This window comes from Streptomyces sp. NPDC052682, assembly GCF_040678435.1.
Taxonomy (GTDB): Bacteria; Actinomycetota; Actinomycetes; order Streptomycetales; family Streptomycetaceae; genus Streptomyces.
The window spans coordinates 1-17,046 of sequence record NZ_JBFATS010000017.1; the positions used below are offsets into that span (position 1 = coordinate 1).

The following is a 17,046-nucleotide window of genomic DNA, read 5'->3' on the forward strand; positions in this document are numbered from 1 at the left end:
CCCCGCCGCCGTGCTGGTGGGCGCGGGGGGGGGCCCCCCCCCCGGGGGGGGCGGGGGCCCGCCCGCATGTCTCACCCGCCTGCGTGTCTCAGCGGCCGCTGCGGCGCAGTGGCCCCCAGGGGTTCTCCTGGCGGGCCACCTCCTCCCGGGCCTCCTCGATGACCTGCTGGTCGATCCAGCACATCGCCTCGGCGTCGGACACCAGGGGCTCGTTGTCCGGGCCGCGGCCCCGCTCCTTGCCCGTCAGCACCCAGGGCCGTACGCCCGGCCCCTTCTCGTGCGGCAGATGGGCGTAGTCGTGCAGGCGCCGCGCCACCCACAGCCGTACCGGCCGGCCCTCCCACCACTCCTCCACGTCCAGGGGGTTGGCGGACAGGCCCGGCATGGGCACGCCGGTGAGGTCGTCGTTGCTGGACGAATCGCGACAGTCGGTCTGCGGGCCCCGGGACCAGCGGACGTACAGGCCCTGATGGCGTTCGACCAGGTCCGTCAGTTCGGCGAGTGTACGCACGACCGGCAGGTCGTCCGAAGTGCTCATGTCGTTGACCTCCCTCGACGCCGTCAGGCGGACGGAGTACCCGCAGGACGCCGACGGAATCGGACGACGCGCCTCCACCACTCCGCCGCAGTACGCTCGCGGCACGTCCCGCCCCCGCGCAGGAAAGGCCCCGACCGTGAGCGTTCGCGTACGCCGTGTCCAGGAACCGCCCGAGCCGGACGACGGGGTGCGCGTCCTGGTCGACCGGCTCTGGCCGCGCGGCGTGTCGAAGGACGCCGCGCGGGTGGACGAGTGGCCGAAGGGCATCACCCCGTCGACCGAGCTGCGCCGCTGGTACCACGCGGGCGAGGGGTCGTACGAGGAGTTCCGCGCCCGGTACGAGGCGGAACTGGCCGGCCCGGAGGCGGTGGCGCTGCTGGACCAGGTGCGCGCACTGGCCCGCGAGGGGCCGGTGACCCTGCTGACCGCCGTGAAGACGCCGGAGCGGAGCCACGCGGCCGTCCTGGCCCGCCTCATCGAGGAGGGCTAGCGAGAGCCGGCAGCGGTCAAGCGGTCTGCCGCGCCGCCGCCCGGCCCGCCGCCCGGCCCGAGAAGAGGCAGCCACCGAGGAAGGTCCCCTCCAGAGCGTTGTAGCCGTGCACACCGCCGCCGCCGAAGCCGGCCACCTCGCCGGCCGCGTACAGACCGTCGACGGGGGTGCCGTCGGCGCCAAGGGCGCGGGAGTCCAGGTCGGTCTGGATGCCGCCGAGCGTCTTGCGGGTGAGGATGTGCAGCTTGACGCCGATCAGAGGGCCCGCGGCCGGGTCCAGGACGCGGTGCGGGGTGGCGACCCGGCCGAGGCGGTCGCCGATGTAGCGGCGGGCGTTGCGGATGCCCTGGATCTGGGCGTCCTTGGCGTAGGGGTGGGCGATCTGGAGGTCACGCGCCTCGATCTGGCGGCGGATCTCGGCCGCGTCCAGGAGGGGCTTGTCGGTCAGGGCGTTCATCTTCTCGACGAGCTGTTCGACCGTGGGGGCGGTGACGAAGTCGGCGCCCTGGCGCAGGAACGCGTCGACCGGGCCGGGCGCGCCCTTGCCGAGGATGCGTTCGCGCAGGAAGCCGGCGCGGTCCTTGGCCGTGATGTCGGGGTTCTGCTCGGAGCCCGACAGCGCGAACTCCTTCTCGATGATCTTCTGGGTGAGGATGAACCACGAGTGGTCGTAGCCCGCGATGTCCTCGGTGGTGCGCAGGTGCTTGAGCGTGCTCAGGGTGTCGTAGCCGGGCAGGCACGGCCCGGGCAGGCGGCGGCCGAGGGCGTCGAACCACAGCGAGGACGGTCCGGGCAGGATGCGGATGCCGTGGCCGGGCCAGATCGGGTCCCAGTTGCGCAGACCCTCGGTGTAGTGCCACATGCGGTCGCGGTTGACCAGGCGTACGCCCGCCTCGGCGCTGATGTCCAGCATCCGCCCGTCGACGTACGCGGGGACACCGGTGACCATCTCCTTCGGCGGGGTGCCGAGCCGCTCGGGCCAGTGGCGGCGGACCAGGTCGTGGTTGGCGCCGATGCCGCCGGTGGTGAGGATCACCGCCTGGGCGGTGAGCTCGAACTCGCCGACCGGGTCGCGGTTGGAGGCGACACCCCGGGGTGCGGTGTCCTCGGCCAGGACCATGCCGCGCACCCCCCGCGCGGCACCTCCCTCGATCACCAGTTCGTCGACCCGGTGGCGGTGGTGGAAGGTGAGCAGCCCGTCGCGCGCGGCCTCCTTGGCGTAGCGGGCGAACGGCTCGACGACGCCGGTGCCGGTGCCCCAGGCGATGTGGAAGCGGGGTACGGAGTTGCCGTGCCCGTGGGCGGTGAGGTCGCCGCGTTCGGCCCAGCCCACGGTGGGCAGGAACGTGATGCCGTGTCCGGCCAGCCAGGAACGTTTCTCCCCCGCCGCGAACTCGACGTACGCGCGTGCCCAGCGCACCGCCCAGGAGTCCTCGTCCTCCAGCCGGTCGAACTGCGCGCTGCCGCGCCAGTCGCTCCAGGCGAGGTCGAAGGAGTCCTTGATGCCGAGGCGCCGCTGCTCGGGGGAGCCGACGAGGAACAGCCCGCCGAAGGACCAGAAGGCCTGTCCGCCCAGGTTGGCGGCGTTCTCCTGGTCGACGAGGGCGACCCTGCGGCCCCGGCTGGTCAGTTCCTGCGCCGCGACCAGGCCGGCGAGGCCCGCTCCGACGACGATGACGTCGGCATCCATGACGGCTGTTCCCTTTCTTCGGTTCTTCGGTTCTTCGGTTCTTCGGTTCTGCGGTGCTTCGGTTCTGCGGTGCTTCGGTTCTGCGGTGCTTCGGTTCTGCGGTGTTTCGGCTTCGGCCCTTCGGCCCCTCGGGTCTTCGGCCCGTCAGTTCGTACGCTCTTCGGTCCCGGGTGGTTCGGTGCCGGCACCGTCGCTGCCGTCGCCGTCGGTCAGCAGCGCGGTGAGCAGCTGCTTGAGCCAGGCGCGGGCGTGGTCGACGTCCCGGTCCAGCAGCAGCTGCGTGGTGACGCCGTCGTACGCGGCGACCACGGCGTGCGCGGCGCCCTCCGTGTCGCCCAGGACCGGGGGCAGCCGGGTGTGCCCGCGGGCGCGGGCCAGATGGTCCGCGACAGCCCGGCGCAGCCGGGCCCGGTGGGCCAGCAGGGTCCGGGCCACGTCGGGGCGGCGCGCGGCGTGCACCAGGAAGTCCGTCTTGACCAGCAGCCAGTCCCGGTCCAGGAGCAGCGCCTCGGTGACCCGGTCGACGGCTGCGGGCACGTCGAGGTCGGGCCCGTGGCCGGCGAGGGCCCCGGAGACCTGTTCGGCGATCAGCTCGGCCCGCTCCCGGTACAGGGCGAAGAAGAGCTCGTCCAGGCTGCCGAAGTTCGAGTAGAACGCGCCTCTGCTGTAGCCGGCGGCCTCGCACACCTCCTCGATCGAGACGTGCCCGAAGCCCTTGGCGGCGAACACGGAGAAGGCCGCCTCCAGCAGGTCCGCACGCGTACGCACGCGCCGCCTGGTCACTCGCCCGGTCGTCTTCTGCCCCACCCTGCCCGCCTTAGTTCGATACAGGAACGTATCCGATACAGCCGTGTATCGAAAGCCCGTCCGGCAGATCTCGCTTGATCGAACATGCTCTCGAATCAGGGGCTAGGCTGGACGCATGGCCACGCACCACCTGCAGGGCTCCCTCTTCGACCAGGCCGACGAGGTGCGGCTGGGCGCCCTCGACCGGATTTGCCGGACCGAGCTGGGGTCCGGCGCCTGGATCGACGTCCTGCCCGGCTGGCTCGCCGGCGCGGACCTGCTGGTCGAGCGGCTGGCCGCCGAGGTGCCGTGGCGGGCGGAGCGGCGCCACATGTACGACCAGGTCGTCGACGTGCCGCGGCTGCTCGCTTTCTACGCGGAGCACGAGCACCTGCCGCATCCGGTGCTGGCCGAGGCGCGCGACGCGCTGAGCGCCCACTACGCCGAGGAGCTGGGCGAGCCGTTCGCCACGGCCGGACTGTGCTACTACCGGGACGGCCGCGACAGCGTCGCCTGGCACGGCGACCGGATCGGGCGGGGCGCGCACGAGGACACGATGGTCGCCATCCTCTCCGTGGGTGAGCCGCGCGACCTGCTGCTGCGCCCCGCGGGCGGCGGCCGGGCCGCGGTGCGCAGGCCGCTCGGCCACGGGGATCTCCTCGTGATGGGCGGGTCCTGCCAGCGCACCTGGGAGCACGCGATCCCCAAGTCCTCACGGGCCACGGGCCCGCGCATCAGCATCCAGTTCCGCCCGCACGGCGTGGGCTGAGCACGCCTCCACCCCGCACGCCCCGCAACGCCGTTGGGCCCACCCGCCGCTCCCCCGCCGGGCCCGGTCTGCTTTGCTGTGTCCCGTCGGGCGGCGACCACACCACGCGGGGGCGATCATGCGGGCAGACGTGCACCAGGCGGCGGAGGGCACCTACCTGGTGCACGGCTCGAACACCAACTGGGTGATCCTCAAGGACGGCGACGCCGTCACCCTCGTCGACACCGGCTACCCCGGCGACCGTCACCAGCTCCTGGCCTCGCTCGCCGCGGTGGGCAGTGCGCCGGAGGCGGTCGCGGCCGTGCTGATCACCCACGCGCACAACGACCACCTGGGCTCGGCCGAGTACCTGAGCGCCGCCTACGGCACGCCTGTCTACCTCCACGAGGCCGAAGTGCCGCACGCGCGGCGGGAGTTCCTGCACCAGGTGTCCATCGGCCAGGTGCTGAGGAACGGCTGGCGGCCGGGTGTGCTGCCGTGGGCGGTGCACGCGCTCCGCTCCGGCGGCACGGCCCACGTCCCGGTGACCGCTCCCCGTCCCTTCCCCACCGACGGAAAGCTCGACCTGCCCGGCCGTCCCGTCCCCGTGCACACCCCGGGCCACACCGACGGCCACTGCGCCTACCACCTGCCGGACGCGGGCCTGCTGATCTCCGGTGACGCCCTGGTCAGCGGGCACGCCACGTCCCGGGTGAGGGGCCCGCAGCTGCTGCCCGGCATGTTCCACCACGAGCGCTCCCGCGCCGTGGCCTCCCTCGACGTGCTGGCCGGCCTGGAGGGCGACCTGATGCTGCCCGGGCACGGGCCCGTCCACCGGGGCTCGATACGGGACGCGGCCCTCCGGGCCCGGGAGCTCGCCCTCTAAGGTGGTGCCGATCACCGCGAGGCAAGGACACCCGACCCATGGCACTGCAGATCAGCGCGACGAACCCGGAACACCCCGCGCTCCTGTTGGAGCTGCCGTGGCACCTGCCCCTGGAGGAGTGGCCGGAGCAGTACCTCGTCCCTCTCCCCCGCGGCATCTCCCGCCACGTGGTGCGCTACGCCCGTGCCGGTGACGAGGTCATCGCCGTCAAGGAGCTCGCCGAGCGGCCCGCGCTGCGCGAGTACGAGCTGCTGCGCGACCTGGACCGGCTCGGCATCCCGGCGGTCGACCCGCTCGCCGTGGTCACCGGCCGTACCGACGCGGGCGGCGACCCGCTGGAGAGCGTGCTGGTCACCCGGCATCTGCGCGGCTCGATGCCGTACCGGTCGATGTTCGAGACGACCATGCGCCCGGCGACCATGCACCGTCTGATGGACGCCCTCGCCGTGCTCCTGGTCCGGCTGCACCTGGCCGGGTTCGCCTGGGGTGACTGCTCGCTGTCCAACACCCTCTTCCGGCGCGACGCGGGCGCGTACGCCGCCTACCTGGTGGACGCCGAGACCGGCGACCTGCACCCCCAGCTGAGCGACGGGCAGCGCGCGTACGACCTCGACCTGGCCCGGGTCAACATCAGCGGCGAGCTGCTGGACCTGGAGGCCTCGGGGGCGCTGCACCCCTCGGTCGACCCGATCGAGTTCGGCAGGGAGATCTGCGCCCGCTACCGCAGCCTGTGGGAGGAGCTGACCCGCACCTCCGTGTATCCGGCGGGCAAGTACCACTACATCGAGCGCCGGATACGCCGCCTGAACGAGCTGGGCTTCGACGTGGCCGAGATGCAGATCGAGCACGCCTCCAACGGCGACACGGTCACCTTCGTGCCCAAGGTCGTCGACGCCGGCCACCACCAGCGCCAGCTGCTGCGCCTGACCGGCCTGGACACCGAGGAGAACCAGGCGCGGCGGCTGCTGAACGACCTGGAGAGCTGGATGGCCACCCAGGACGACTACGCCCCCGGCGATCCCCTCGGTGCCCGCCCGGAGGTGCTCGCCCACCGCTGGGTGCGGGAGGTGTTCCGGCCCACCGTGCGCGCCGTGCCGCCGGAGCTGCGCGGCGACATGGACCCGGCCGAGCTGTACCACCAGCTGCTGGAGCACCGCTGGTACCTGTCCGAGCGGGCCCAGCAGGACATCGGCCTGGACACGGCGGTGCAGGACTACATCACCCACATCCTCCCCAAGGCGCGCGAGACGCTGGAGCCGACGCCGGAGTCGCTGGAGGCGGCCCCCGGGCCGCTGGAACCCGCGGAGTGACTCAGGAGTGACTCAGGTGTGCGGGACGACGGCCACCGGGCAGTCCGCCAGGTGCAGCATCCCGTGCGCGACCGACCCGAGGCGGGCCCCGACAGCCGTACGGTGCGCCCGCCGGCCCACCACCATCAGCTGGGCCGTGCCCGCCACCGACAGCAGTACCTGCCCCGCGCTGCCCATCTCCACGTGCTCCACCACCGGCACGTCGGGGAAGCGCTCCCGCCACGGCTGGAGCGCCCTGGCCAGGCCCTTCTTCTCGTACGGCTCCAGGCCCCCGGCCTCGTCGAGGAGCTTGAGCGAGCCGGGGCTGTAGGCGAACACCGGCGGCAGGGTCCAGGCCCGCACCGCCCGGACGGTGGCGCCGCGGGCCGCCGCCGTCTCGAACGCGAAGCGCAGCGCGGCGGCGCTGTCCTGCGGGTCGCCGTGCTGGCCGACGACGATCTCGTGCCCGGCGACCTCGTCCGAGGGCCGGTCACCGGCCCGGACGAGCACGACGGGCCGGGCCGCCCCGACGAGCACCTGCTGGCCGACGGAGCCGAGCAGGAAGCCCATGACGGGGCCGTGGCCGCGGGTGCCCAGGACCAGCATCTCGGCGGCGCCGGCCGCCGCGACCAGGGTCTCGACGGTGTCGCCCTCCAGGACGTCGGTGGTCACCTCCAGCCGCGGGTGCCGTTCGGTGACGGCACGGACCGCCTCGGTGACCTGGTGACGCACCCACTGCGCCTGCGTGTCCGGGCCGGCGTCCAGCGCCTCGTGCCGCTGGACGCGCCAGGCGTGCACCACGCGCAGCGCCAGCCCGCGGCGGACGGCCTCCCGGGCCGCCCAGGCGAGCGCGGCGAGGCTCTCCTCGGATCCGTCGATCCCTGCCGTGATGGGGCGTGTCATCCGCACTGTCTCCCTGTGTCGCGGTCCCTGCGTGCGGCCAGTCTTCCCTACTACGCTCCCCCCATGACCTTGGTATGGGAGCAGCTGGTGGTGGACGCGGCCGATCCGGTGGCGCTGGGACGCTGGTGGGCCGAGGCGCTCGGGTGGGTGGTGGTCAACGACGACCCGGAGGAGTACGAGATCCGGCCCGCGCCGGACCGGCTGCCCGGTGTGCTCTTCGGGGCGTCGCGGGACGCCAAACCGGTCAAGAACCGTCTGCACCTCGACCTCCGGCCCGACGACCAGGAGGCGGAGGTCCGGCGGCTGCTCGCGCTCGGCGCCCGCCCCGCCGACGTCGGCCAGACCGGTGAGGAACCGTGGGTCGTGCTCGCCGATCCCGAGGGCAACGAGTTCTGCGTGCTGGGCCCGCGGCGCCCCTGACCCGCGTCCGCCGGGGCGCGGCCGGGCGTTCGAACATACGATGGGCGCAAGGCGGTGGCGGTACGCCGTGCCGTGGATCCGACCGTGGACGTGGGGGACGTATGGCACCGACCGCCGACGCAGCGCGCACCGTCATCATGACCGTGGACGACGACCCGGGAGTCTCCCGGGCCGTGGCCCGGGACCTCAGACGGCGCTACGGGGCGTCGTACCGGATCGTGCGGGCCGAGTCCGGTGAGTCCGCCCTGGAGGCGCTGCGGGAGCTCAAACTCCGCGGCGACCTCGTGGCCGTGATCCTGGCCGACTACCGGATGCCGCGGATGAACGGCATCGAGTTCCTGGAACAGGCGCTGGACGTCCACCCCGGTGCGCGGCGGGTGCTGCTGACCGCGTACGCGGACACCCACGCGGCGATCGACGCGATCAACGTCGTCGACCTCGACCACTACCTGCTCAAGCCGTGGGACCCGCCGGAGGAGAAGCTGTACCCGGTCCTGGACGACCTGCTCCAGGCGTGGCGGCGCAGCGACCACCGGCCCGTGCCCAGCACGAAGGTCGTCGGGCACCGCTTCTCGGCGCGCTCCTCGGACGTACGGGAGTTCCTGGCCCGCAACCAGGTGCCCTACCGCTGGTACTCCTCCGACGAGCCGGAGGGGCGGCGGCTGCTGGCCGCCGCCGGCCAGGACGGGATGCGGCTGCCGGTGGTCATCACCCCGGACGGGACGCCCCTGGTCGAGCCGGAGGCCGTCGACCTGGCCGCCCGGGTGGGGCTGGCGACGAACCCGACGGCGGACTTCTACGACCTCGTGGTCATCGGCGGCGGCCCGGCCGGGCTCGGCGCGGCCGTGTACGGGGCCTCCGAGGGGCTGCGCACGGTGCTGGTGGAGCGGTCGGCGACCGGCGGGCAGGCGGGCCAGAGCTCCCGCATCGAGAACTACCTCGGCTTCCCCGACGGCGTGTCGGGGGCGCAGCTCACCGACCGGGCGCGGCGGCAGGCGACGAAGTTCGGCGCGGAGATCCTCACCGCCCGTCAGGTGACGGGCCTGGAGGTGAGCGGCGCCGCCCGGATCGTCCGGTTCTCGGACGGCTCGGCTCTCGCCGCGCACAGCGTGATCCTCGCGACGGGCGTGTCCTACCGGCAGCTGGACGCGCCCGGCTGCGCGGAGCTGACCGGCTGCGGCGTGTTCTACGGGTCGGCGCTGACGGAGGCGCCCTCCTGCCAGGGGCAGGACGTGTACATCGTGGGCGGCGCCAACTCGGCCGGGCAGGCGGCGATGTACCTGTCCCGGGGTGCCAAGTCGGTGACGCTGCTGGTGCGCGGGGAGTCCCTGTCGGCGACGATGTCGCACTACCTGATCCAGCAGATCGACCAGGCGCCGAACATCGTGGTGCGCACCGGCACGGTCGTCGAGGCCGCGCACGGCGACGGGCACCTGGAGCAGCTGACCCTGCGCGACGTGGCGGGCGGGGTGAGCGAACGGGTCGACGCGCAGTGGCTGTTCGTGTTCATCGGCGCGGCCCCGCTGACCGACTGGCTGGACGGCACGGTGCTGCGCGACGAGCGCGGGTTCATCCTCGCCGGGCCCGATCTGACGCCCGACGGGCGGCCGCCGGCGGGCTGGGAGCTGGACCGGCCGCCGTACCACCTGGAGACCAACGTGCCCGGCGTGTTCGTGGCGGGCGACGCCCGCGCCGAGTCCGCCAAGCGGGTCGCGTCCGCCGTCGGAGAGGGAGCCATGGCCGTGATGCTGGTCCACCGTTATCTGGAGCAGTCGTGAGCGGGCGGCTGATGCCGTGCAGCCCGCAGGAGATCGTCTCCCTGTTCCTGTTCGAGAAGCTCACCCCCGAGCAGCTGGGGCGGCTGTGCGCGCAGGGGCGGGTGGAGAAGTTCGAGCCCGGGCCGGTGTACGCCGAGGGCGACCCGGCCACCTGCTTCTACGTGATGCTGGAGGGCACGGTCGTGCTGTCCCGGCGCGTCGGAGGGGACGACGTGGAGGTGAGCCGCACCTCGCAGCGCGGGGTGTACGCGGGCGCCATGCAGGCCTACCTCGGGGACCGGGTGCGGCAGGTCTACACCAACTCGATGCGGGTGACCGAGCCGACGCGGTTCTTCGTCCTGCCGGCCGACACCTTCGCGAGCGTCATGCAGGAGTGGTTCCCGATGGCGGTCCACCTGCTGGAAGGGCTGTTCTTCGGCTCGAAGGCCACCCAGCGGATGATCGGGCAGCGTGAACGGCTGCTCGCGCTCGGCTCGTTGTCGGCGGGGCTCACGCACGAGCTGAACAACCCGGCGGCGGCCGCCGTACGGGCCACCGCGACGCTGCGGGAGCGGGTGGCCAAGATGCGGCACAAGCTCCGGGTCATCTCGGCGGGGACGTACACGCCCGAGACCCTCGCCGGCCTCGTCGACATCCAGGAACGCACCGCCGAACGCGTCGCCAAGGCGCCCTCGCTCAGCCCCCTGCAGGCCGCCGACCGGGAGGACGAGCTCACCGACTGGCTGGAGGACCACGGCCTGGAGGAGGGCTGGCGGATCGCCCCCGTCTTCGTCCAGGCGGGCCTCGACACGGACTGGCTCGACCAGGTCGCCGCGGCCGTGGACGAGGAGATCCTGCCGAGCGCGATCGGCTGGCTGAGCTACACCGTCGAGACCGAGCTGCTCATGGACGAGATCGAGGACTCCACCAGCCGGATCTCGCACCTGGTCGACGCCGCCAAACAGTACGCGCAGCTGGACCGCGCCCCCTACCGGGTCGTGGACGTCCACGACCTGCTCGACAGCACCCTGCTGATGCTGTCCGGCAAGATCGGGGAGCGGATCAGGGTCGTCAAGGAGTACGACCGGACGCTGCCCGCCGTCCCCGCGTACCCGGCGGAGCTCAACCAGGTGTGGACGAACATGATCGACAACGCGGTCTCCGCGATCAACAGCGCGGGCGGGGAAGGGACCTTGACCGTGCGGACGGGGCGGCGGCACGACCGGCTGCTGGTGGAGTTCCACGACACGGGGATCGGCATCCCGCCCGAGGTCCGCGGGCGCGTCTTCGACCCCTTCTTCACGACCAAGCCGGTGGGTGAGGGCACCGGTCTGGGGCTGGACATCTCCTGGCGGATCGTGGTCAACAAGCACCACGGCGGCATCCAGGTGGAGTCCGAGCCCGGCAACACGCGTTTCCAGGTGCTGCTTCCGCTTACGGCGGAGACGAGCGAGACGACGGACACCACGGACGCGGCGGGCACCACAGCCCTGAGGGACACCACAGAACTCACGGACACCACAGACCCGACGGGCACGACCGACACGGCGGAGGAGCCGGTATGAGCGACGGAATCGACCCGAGCGTCCCCCCGAGCGGCACGGGCTGCGCCGAGTGCGAGGCGCAGGGCGGATGGTGGTTCCATCTGCGGCGGTGCGCGCAGTGCGGGCACATCGGGTGCTGTGACAGCTCCCCGGCGCAGCACGCGACGGCGCACTACCGGGCCACCGGCCATCCGCTGGTGCGGAGTTTCGAGCCCGGGGAGAACTGGTTCTGGGACTACGCCACCGACGAGTTGTACGAGTCCGGTCCGCAGCTGGCGCCGCCGCTGAGCCACCCGGTGGATCAGCCCGCTCCGGGCCCGGCCGGGCGGGTGCCGGCGGACTGGGCGCGGGCTCTGCGCTCGTAGCCCGGCGTGGCGGCGCGGTGGTGCCGGGGCGCTTCGGTGCCTCCCCGTGCTCTTCGGGCCGCGTGACAGGATGGACCTCGTGTCGCTGATCTCCTTTGCCACGCCGCTGATCGGGCGGGACGACGAACTGGCCCGGCTCTGCGGTGTCCTGGAGCGCGCCCGGGCGGGTGAGGCGCGGGCCGTGCTGATCGCGGGGGACGCCGGGGTCGGCAAGACGCGGGTGCTGGACGAGGTGGCCGGGCGGGCCGCCGACGCGGGGATGACCGTGGTCACCGGGCACTGCGTCGATCTCGGGGACGTCGGTCTGCCGTACCTGCCCTTCACGGAGGTGCTGGGGCGGCTCGCGGGCGACGCGCGGTTCGCCGACGTGCTGGCCGCGCATCCCGCGGTCGGCCGGCTGCTGGGCTCCGGGAGCGACGCGGCGCGGGACGTGGACGGGCGGGTGCGGCTGTTCGAGGGGATGGCCGGGCTGCTGGCGGACGTGGCGGGCGTAGCGCCGCTGCTGCTCGTGCTGGAGGACCTGCACTGGGCCGACCAGTCCTCCCGTGACCTGCTGCGGTTCCTGCTCGGCCGTGGCATCCTCCAGCGGCCGGCCCTCGGGGCCGCCGGGCACCGGCTCGCGGTGTTCGCCTCGTACCGGTCGGACGACCTGCACCGCCGTCACCCCCTGCGCCCGCTGCTGGCCGAGCTGGTGCGGCTGCCCGTCGTCGAGCGGCTGGAGCTGCGGCCGCTGCCGGACGGCGACGTGGCCCGCCTGGTGCGTGCCCTGGAGCCGGGCCCGCTGCCGGAGACCACGGTGAGCCGGATCGTGCAGCGCGCCGAGGGCAACGCCTTCTACGCGGAGGAACTCCTCGCGGCGACCGGCACGGAGCCGGGCGGGGTGCCCAGCGGGCTGGCCGACGTCCTCCTCATCCGGTTCGAGCAGCTCTCCGAGACGGCCCAGCAAGTGCTGCGCACAGCCGCCGTCGCCGGGCGGCGCGTCGAGCACGACCTGCTGCGGGAGGCGGTCGGGCTGCCGGAGGAGGAGCTGGAGTCGGCGCTGCGCGAGGCGGTGGGGCGGCAGCTGCTGGTCGCGGGCGACGACGACACGTACTCCTTCCGGCACGCCCTGGCCCGCGAGGCCGTCTACGCGGATCTGCTGCCCGGGGAGCGGGCGCGGCTGCACGGCGCGTTCGCGCGGCTGCTCGCCGGGCGCGGGCACCCGGAAAGCGCGGCCGAGCGCGCCCACCACTACCGGGAGAGCCATGACCTGGCCGAGGCGCTGGCCGCCTCGCTGGAGGCCGCCGACCACGCGCAGCGGGTCGGTGCGCCGGCCGAGGAGCTGCGGCACCTGGAAGCCGCCCTCGACCTGTGGTCGGCGGTGGACCGCTCGGCGCGCCCCTCGGGCGCCGGCCGCGTCACGCTCACGCTGCGCGCCTCGGCCGCGGCGGCGCACGCCGGGGAACTGCACCGTGCGGTGGCCCTGACCCGCTCCGCGCTCGCCGACCTCGGCCAGGACGCCGACTTCGAGCTCGCCGCCCGGGTCCGCTACACCCTCGCCGGGAACCTGCTGAACGTCGACGACATGACGGCGGCCTTCAGCCACAGCAGCGAGGCGCTGGCCATGATCCCCGAGGAGCCCCCGTCGGCGACCTGGGTGTGGGCGGCGGCCACGCACGTCATGGCGGCGCGGCAGGTCGGCGAGACCGGTACCGCCGTGCGGGTGGCCCGGCGCGCCCTGGGCGCCGCGGAACGCCTGGGCCTCACCGACGCCGAGGCCGACCTGCTGATCTCGCTGGCCACCCTGGAGGACGGCGGCCGCCGCACCCCCCGGGGCCGCGAACGGCTGCTGCGGGGCCGGGAGCTGGCGCGGGCCGCGGACAACGCGCCCGTGGAGCTGCGCGCGCTGTTCAACCTCGCCATGGGCCACTTCGAGTCCGGCGACCTCGAGGGGTGCCTGCCCTGGCTGACCGAGGGCCTGGAGCGGGCGCGCCGCGCCGGGCTGCTGTCCTCGCCGTATCCGCAGGAGATGCGGTATCTGCGGCTGCTGGTGCTGTACACGCTGGGCCACTGGGACGAGTGCCTGCGGGCCGCGGCGGCCGACGCGGAGGTGCTGTCCGCGACCGCCGGGTACACCCTCGGGCCCGCGCTGTACGTGGCGCTCGCCCGGGGCGACTTCGGCGCCGCCGACCGGGCCCGTGCGCTGCTTCAGGGGCCGTTCGACTGGCTGGCGACGCTGGTGGCGGGCATCGTGCTGACCGACGCGGCGGCGCTGCGGGGCGACGCGGAGGACGCCGTCGGCCGGATGCGGTCCACGGTCAGGGCGCTCACCGACGACGTGGGCACCCGGCCCGACGTCACCGTCCGGCTCGCCGCGCTCGCGCTGTCCGCGGTCGCCGACACGGCGGTCGGGCTGCGGCAGGCCGGCGACGAGGCGGGGGCCCGCCGCTGGGCCGTCACGGCGGACGAGCTGGTGGAGCTGGCCCGTACCACGGCAGTCCACGGCGAGAACGGCACACCGCAGGGGCCGGAGGGGCAGGCGTGGCTGGCCCGTGCCGAGGCGGAGTGGACGCGGGCGGTGTCCGGGCCGGACGCGGCGGCCTGGGGCAAGGCGGTGGAGGCGTTCGACTTCGGCGACCTGTACGAGCGGGCCCGCTGCCGGCTGCGCTACGCCGAGGCCCTGCTCGTCGCCGAGCGCCGCGCGGAGGCCGCCGCCGAAGCCCGGGCGGTCCGGGAGATCGCCGACCGGCTCGGCGCGCGGCTCCTGCGCGAGCGGGTCGACGCCCTGGTCCGCCGCGGCCGCCTCGCGGACCCACCGGCCCCTTCCAGCCGCCAGGGCCTGCTGACCGCCCGCGAGCAGGAGGTGCTGCGGCTGCTCGCGCTCGGCCGCAGCAACCGGCAGATCGGCGAGGAGCTGTTCATCAGCGGCAAGACCGCGAGCGTCCACGTCTCCAACATCCTGGCCAAGCTGGGCGCGGCCAGCCGCACGGAAGCGGTGGCGATCGCCTACCGCGAGGGCCTGCTCACCCAGGAGCCGACGACCTCAAGCTGACCGCCCCGGCCGCGGAGCCGGGAAGGGCGCCGCGGGCGTCCCCGGTGGCGTGCCTGGCTTGCCGCGCGGCAGTCGACCGCCACCGCGGTGTCTCGGGTCGCGCGCCTGGCCTGGAGCGCGTACGCCCACTACCGCGTCCGTCCCCCGTCGCGCGCCCGGCCTGGAGCGCGTACCGCCGCGTTGCCACTGCGGGAAGCGGTCAGGCTGACGGCAGCGCCCGGGCGCTCACCCCGGCCCGGCCCCGCACACCGGGCAAGGCCCCGGCCCGCTGGGGAAAGCGGCCCGGGACCCGGTCAGCCGGGGAGTCCGGCCCCGCCCGGGCGAGGCATCCCGCCGGGCGGAGCCGGATGGACCGGGTCGCCTGCGGTGAGGGACCCGGTACACCCCTGCCGCGTTCCTCAGCGGCCCGCGGCCGGCGTGTTCGCGGCGGTGACGTTGACGGCCGCCCAGGAGCGGTTCACCGCCTTGTACTCCGTGCTGTCCGCCCCGTACAGGTCCTTGGCCGCCTTCAGGGTCGCGACGCGCGCGTCGTGGAAGTCGGTCGTGGAGACCATGTAGCGGGTCAGGGCCCGGTAGTAGACCGCCGTGGCCTTGGCGCGTCCGATGCCCTTGACCGCCCGGCCGTCGTAGGTCGGCGAGTCGTAGGTGACCGAGCCGATCTTCTTGCGGCCGCTGCCCTCGGCGAGCAGGTAGTACGCGTGCGAGGAGACGCCCGAGCCGGCGTGCACCTCCGCGTTGTACACGGCCGGGGACCAGTAGTCGATGGCGCCCTCCAGCCGGTCGAGGGAGGGCCGGTCCAGGCGGCGCAGGAACTTCTGGGCCAGGCCCAGCTTCTCGCCCACCAGGTAGTTGGGCGGGTTCTTCGGGTTGTTGGCGCTGAACTCGACGGCCGAGCCGAAGATGTCCGCGAGGGACTCGTTCAGCGACCCCGCCTCGCCATACTGGTTGCCGTCCGCGTCGACGTAGGTGGGCTCCAGACGGGCGGTGGCGTCGACGACACCGTGGGTCAGCTCGTGCCCGGTGACGTCGAGGACGACGAGGGGCTTTTTGAACATCGCCCCGTCACCGTCGCCGTAGAGCATGCAGTCGCAGGCCGGGTCCCAGAAGGCGTTGGCGACCTTCTTGCCGAAGTGGACCATGGCCCGGGCGCCCTTGCCGTTGTTCTCGATGCCCTTGCGGCCGAAGGTCTTCTTGTAGAAGTCCAGGGTCTTGGTGATGCCGTACTGGGCGTCGACGGCGGCGCTGGCGCGGTTGGAGACGGCGCCGTTGCCCCACTTGTTGGTGGTGGAGGTGAACTTCTTGCCTCGGGCGAAGTTCTCCAGTTCCTGGTTCTTCGCGTCCCGGGTCTCGGTGTTCCAGCGGCCCGGGTCCTTCAGCACGTAGCTGGTGCGGGCCGTGCGGGTGGTGGTCAGGGAGACCTTGCCGGCGAACAGGGAGTTGCCGGTGCCGGTGGCGGGTGACGGGTAGCGGACCGCGCCGGCGGCGGGAGTCGCGGTCAGCCCGCCGGCCTGCGGGGCGGTGCCGGTCGCGGGGTCCAGCTGTTCGCCGCGCTCGCGCAGGGTGTCGAGGAGCCCGGGCGACAGGAAGCCGTCGCTGTCGGGCGTGTTGCTGCGTACCGTGCCGGTGAGGGCGTCGACCACGACCGTCCGGGCGCCGCCGGCCCCGGCCGTGCCGCTGTCGCTCACGCGGACCCGGTAGGCCAGGACGGCGGACCCGCCGCGAGCGTCGACGACGAGTTCGGCGGTGCCCGCCGTGCCCTGGGCGACGGCGGCGGCCTTCCGCTCGGCCTGGCGGGGCGTCAGGCGGGCCCGGTCCGCTGTGGGCTCGACGGAGTGGCCGGCGGCGCGGGTGACGCCCGCGTACGCCAGCCGCTCGGTGAGGTGGACGACGAGGTCGCCGCCGAGCACCGGCATGCCCCGGTGGGCCCGGGTGAACCGGACGTGCCGCGCGCCCTCCGGGTCGATCATCACGTCCTGGACCCGCAGGTCGTCCGCGGGGGTGACGCCGGTCTGCGCGGCGTGGGCGAAGGCGGCGGCGCGGGCGGCGCCGACGACGGATCCGGCCGAGACCGTGGAGGTGTCGCGGCCGGTCCCCGTGGCCGGGTCCGCGACGGCCGTGCCCGCCAGGCCCGTGGCGGCCGTCGCCACCGCGACGGCGACCGCCAGGCTGCGTATGTGGGCTCTGCGCACTGCTGAGGGAGTCCTTCGTTCGCAGGCGGCCGGTGGCACCGACCGCCCTGGGACATGGCGCCGTCGGGCGCCACGGGGGCTGGTCGGGCCCCGGGGCAACCCTGACGGATCCGTCATGTACATGTAAAGCCGACATGCTCGTTTTCCGTGCCGCCGACGGCGATACCGTGCGCATCCGCACGCCCGGTGATCAGCCACTGGCCAACCGTGCGTCACGGAAGGAGAGGGGACGGGCGGCGAGCGGGTTGCTTCGGACAGGTGTGATCGATCTCGCACCGGAATGCGAACAGGACCGCAAGGACACCCGGACGGTCCGCCCGCGCGTGGCCCGGACTGCGCAGCCCCCGCGCACGCCCAGGAGCACGAGGACGGGGCTGGGCACGCACCGTCTTCCGGCGCGGATGCCCGGC

At 73.9% G+C, this 17,046-nt stretch carries 14 protein-coding genes; 9 read left to right on the plus strand and 5 right to left on the minus strand.

The genetic code is table 11. From position 1 onward, the window contains the following. Window positions 1-88: 88 nt before the first annotated feature. On the minus strand, window positions 89-538 hold the full coding sequence (locus AB0K80_RS25010) for a DUF6098 family protein (RefSeq protein ID WP_365673224.1): 450 nt from the start codon (window positions 536-538) through the stop codon (window positions 89-91). Window positions 539-674: 136 nt separating this feature from the next. On the opposite strand from AB0K80_RS25010, the gene AB0K80_RS25015 reads away from it, so the two are divergent. Beyond that, window positions 675-1,028 (plus strand): DUF488 family protein, encoded by a 354-nt coding sequence (locus AB0K80_RS25015; RefSeq protein ID WP_365673226.1) that lies wholly within the window; start codon window positions 675-677, stop codon window positions 1,026-1,028. A 16-nt stretch (window positions 1,029-1,044) separates the two neighbouring features. On the opposite strand, the gene AB0K80_RS25020 is transcribed toward AB0K80_RS25015, so the two are convergent. Both AB0K80_RS25020 and AB0K80_RS25025 read right to left on the minus strand, forming a co-directional pair. Further along, a complete protein-coding gene (locus tag AB0K80_RS25020) occupies window positions 1,045-2,718 on the minus strand; it encodes an FAD-binding dehydrogenase (protein ID WP_365673228.1) in 1,674 nt (557 codons plus the stop codon). A gap of 144 nt (window positions 2,719-2,862) precedes the next feature. After that, on the minus strand, window positions 2,863-3,501 hold the full coding sequence (locus tag AB0K80_RS25025; protein ID WP_365673230.1) for a TetR/AcrR family transcriptional regulator: 639 nt from the start codon (window positions 3,499-3,501) through the stop codon (window positions 2,863-2,865). A 139-nt stretch (window positions 3,502-3,640) separates the two neighbouring features. Here AB0K80_RS25025 and AB0K80_RS25030 point away from each other — a divergent pair, with 139 nt between their 5' ends. The 3 genes from AB0K80_RS25030 to AB0K80_RS25040 all read left to right on the plus strand — a co-directional run bounded on the left by AB0K80_RS25030 (window position 3,641) and on the right by AB0K80_RS25040 (window position 6,448). After that, window positions 3,641-4,273, plus strand: a complete 633-nt coding sequence (locus AB0K80_RS25030) for an alpha-ketoglutarate-dependent dioxygenase AlkB (RefSeq protein ID WP_365673231.1) — start codon at window positions 3,641-3,643, stop codon at window positions 4,271-4,273. Window positions 4,274-4,391: 118 nt separating this feature from the next. After that, window positions 4,392-5,138, plus strand: coding sequence for an MBL fold metallo-hydrolase (locus AB0K80_RS25035; RefSeq protein WP_365673233.1), 747 nt, complete (start codon window positions 4,392-4,394; stop codon window positions 5,136-5,138). Window positions 5,139-5,176: 38 nt separating this feature from the next. Continuing rightward, window positions 5,177-6,448: a DUF4032 domain-containing protein gene (locus AB0K80_RS25040; protein WP_365673236.1), complete on the plus strand. Its 1,272-nt coding sequence runs from the start codon at window positions 5,177-5,179 to the stop codon at window positions 6,446-6,448. A 12-nt stretch (window positions 6,449-6,460) separates the two neighbouring features. Here AB0K80_RS25040 and AB0K80_RS25045 read toward each other — a convergent pair whose 3' ends face one another. Then, window positions 6,461-7,330, minus strand: a complete 870-nt coding sequence (locus tag AB0K80_RS25045; RefSeq protein WP_365673237.1) for a universal stress protein — start codon at window positions 7,328-7,330, stop codon at window positions 6,461-6,463. Between the two features lie 63 nt (window positions 7,331-7,393). On the opposite strand from AB0K80_RS25045, the gene AB0K80_RS25050 reads away from it, so the two are divergent. The 5 genes from AB0K80_RS25050 (at window position 7,394) to AB0K80_RS25070 (ending at window position 14,447) form a co-directional block, all read left to right on the plus strand. Then, window positions 7,394-7,750, plus strand: a complete 357-nt coding sequence (locus AB0K80_RS25050) for a VOC family protein (RefSeq protein WP_365673239.1) — start codon at window positions 7,394-7,396, stop codon at window positions 7,748-7,750. 101 nt (window positions 7,751-7,851) lie between these two features. Next, window positions 7,852-9,528 (plus strand): FAD-dependent oxidoreductase, encoded by a 1,677-nt coding sequence (locus AB0K80_RS25055; protein ID WP_365673241.1) that lies wholly within the window; start codon window positions 7,852-7,854, stop codon window positions 9,526-9,528. Next, window positions 9,525-11,072, plus strand: coding sequence for an ATP-binding protein (locus AB0K80_RS25060; protein WP_365673243.1), 1,548 nt, complete (start codon window positions 9,525-9,527; stop codon window positions 11,070-11,072). The genes AB0K80_RS25055 and AB0K80_RS25060 overlap by 4 nt, the downstream gene beginning before the upstream one ends. After that, a complete protein-coding gene (locus tag AB0K80_RS25065) occupies window positions 11,069-11,416 on the plus strand; it encodes a UBP-type zinc finger domain-containing protein (protein WP_365673245.1) in 348 nt (115 codons plus the stop codon). Before AB0K80_RS25060 ends, AB0K80_RS25065 begins: the two co-directional genes overlap by 4 nt. A 70-nt stretch (window positions 11,417-11,486) precedes the next feature. Beyond that, on the plus strand, window positions 11,487-14,447 hold the full coding sequence (locus tag AB0K80_RS25070; protein WP_365673246.1) for an AAA family ATPase: 2,961 nt from the start codon (window positions 11,487-11,489) through the stop codon (window positions 14,445-14,447). 398 nt (window positions 14,448-14,845) lie between these two features. On the opposite strand, the gene AB0K80_RS25075 is transcribed toward AB0K80_RS25070, so the two are convergent. Further along, window positions 14,846-16,636 carry a M4 family metallopeptidase gene (locus AB0K80_RS25075; RefSeq protein ID WP_365673248.1) on the minus strand — a complete coding sequence of 597 codons (1,791 nt, stop codon included), beginning with the start codon at window positions 16,634-16,636 and terminating at the stop codon, window positions 14,846-14,848. Window positions 16,637-17,046 lie beyond the last annotated feature (410 nt).

What these genes read in the sequence shown, in the direction of transcription:
- AB0K80_RS25040 (WP_365673236.1), top strand. Translation starts at nt 5,177, where the DNA reads ATGGCACTGCAGATCAGCGCGACGAACCCGGAACACCCCGCGCTCCTG.
- AB0K80_RS25050 (WP_365673239.1), top strand. Translation starts at nt 7,394, where the DNA reads ATGACCTTGGTATGGGAGCAGCTGGTGGTGGACGCGGCCGATCCGGTG.
- AB0K80_RS25035 (WP_365673233.1), top strand. Translation starts at nt 4,392, where the DNA reads ATGCGGGCAGACGTGCACCAGGCGGCGGAGGGCACCTACCTGGTGCAC.
- AB0K80_RS25070 (WP_365673246.1), top strand. Translation starts at nt 11,487, where the DNA reads ATGGACCTCGTGTCGCTGATCTCCTTTGCCACGCCGCTGATCGGGCGG.
- AB0K80_RS25010 (WP_365673224.1), bottom strand. Translation starts at nt 538, where the DNA reads ATGAGCACTTCGGACGACCTGCCGGTCGTGCGTACACTCGCCGAACTG.
- AB0K80_RS25045 (WP_365673237.1), bottom strand. Translation starts at nt 7,330, where the DNA reads ATGACACGCCCCATCACGGCAGGGATCGACGGATCCGAGGAGAGCCTC.
- AB0K80_RS25030 (WP_365673231.1), top strand. Translation starts at nt 3,641, where the DNA reads ATGGCCACGCACCACCTGCAGGGCTCCCTCTTCGACCAGGCCGACGAG.
- AB0K80_RS25065 (WP_365673245.1), top strand. Translation starts at nt 11,069, where the DNA reads ATGAGCGACGGAATCGACCCGAGCGTCCCCCCGAGCGGCACGGGCTGC.
- AB0K80_RS25055 (WP_365673241.1), top strand. Translation starts at nt 7,852, where the DNA reads ATGGCACCGACCGCCGACGCAGCGCGCACCGTCATCATGACCGTGGAC.
- AB0K80_RS25020 (WP_365673228.1), bottom strand. Translation starts at nt 2,718, where the DNA reads ATGGATGCCGACGTCATCGTCGTCGGAGCGGGCCTCGCCGGCCTGGTC.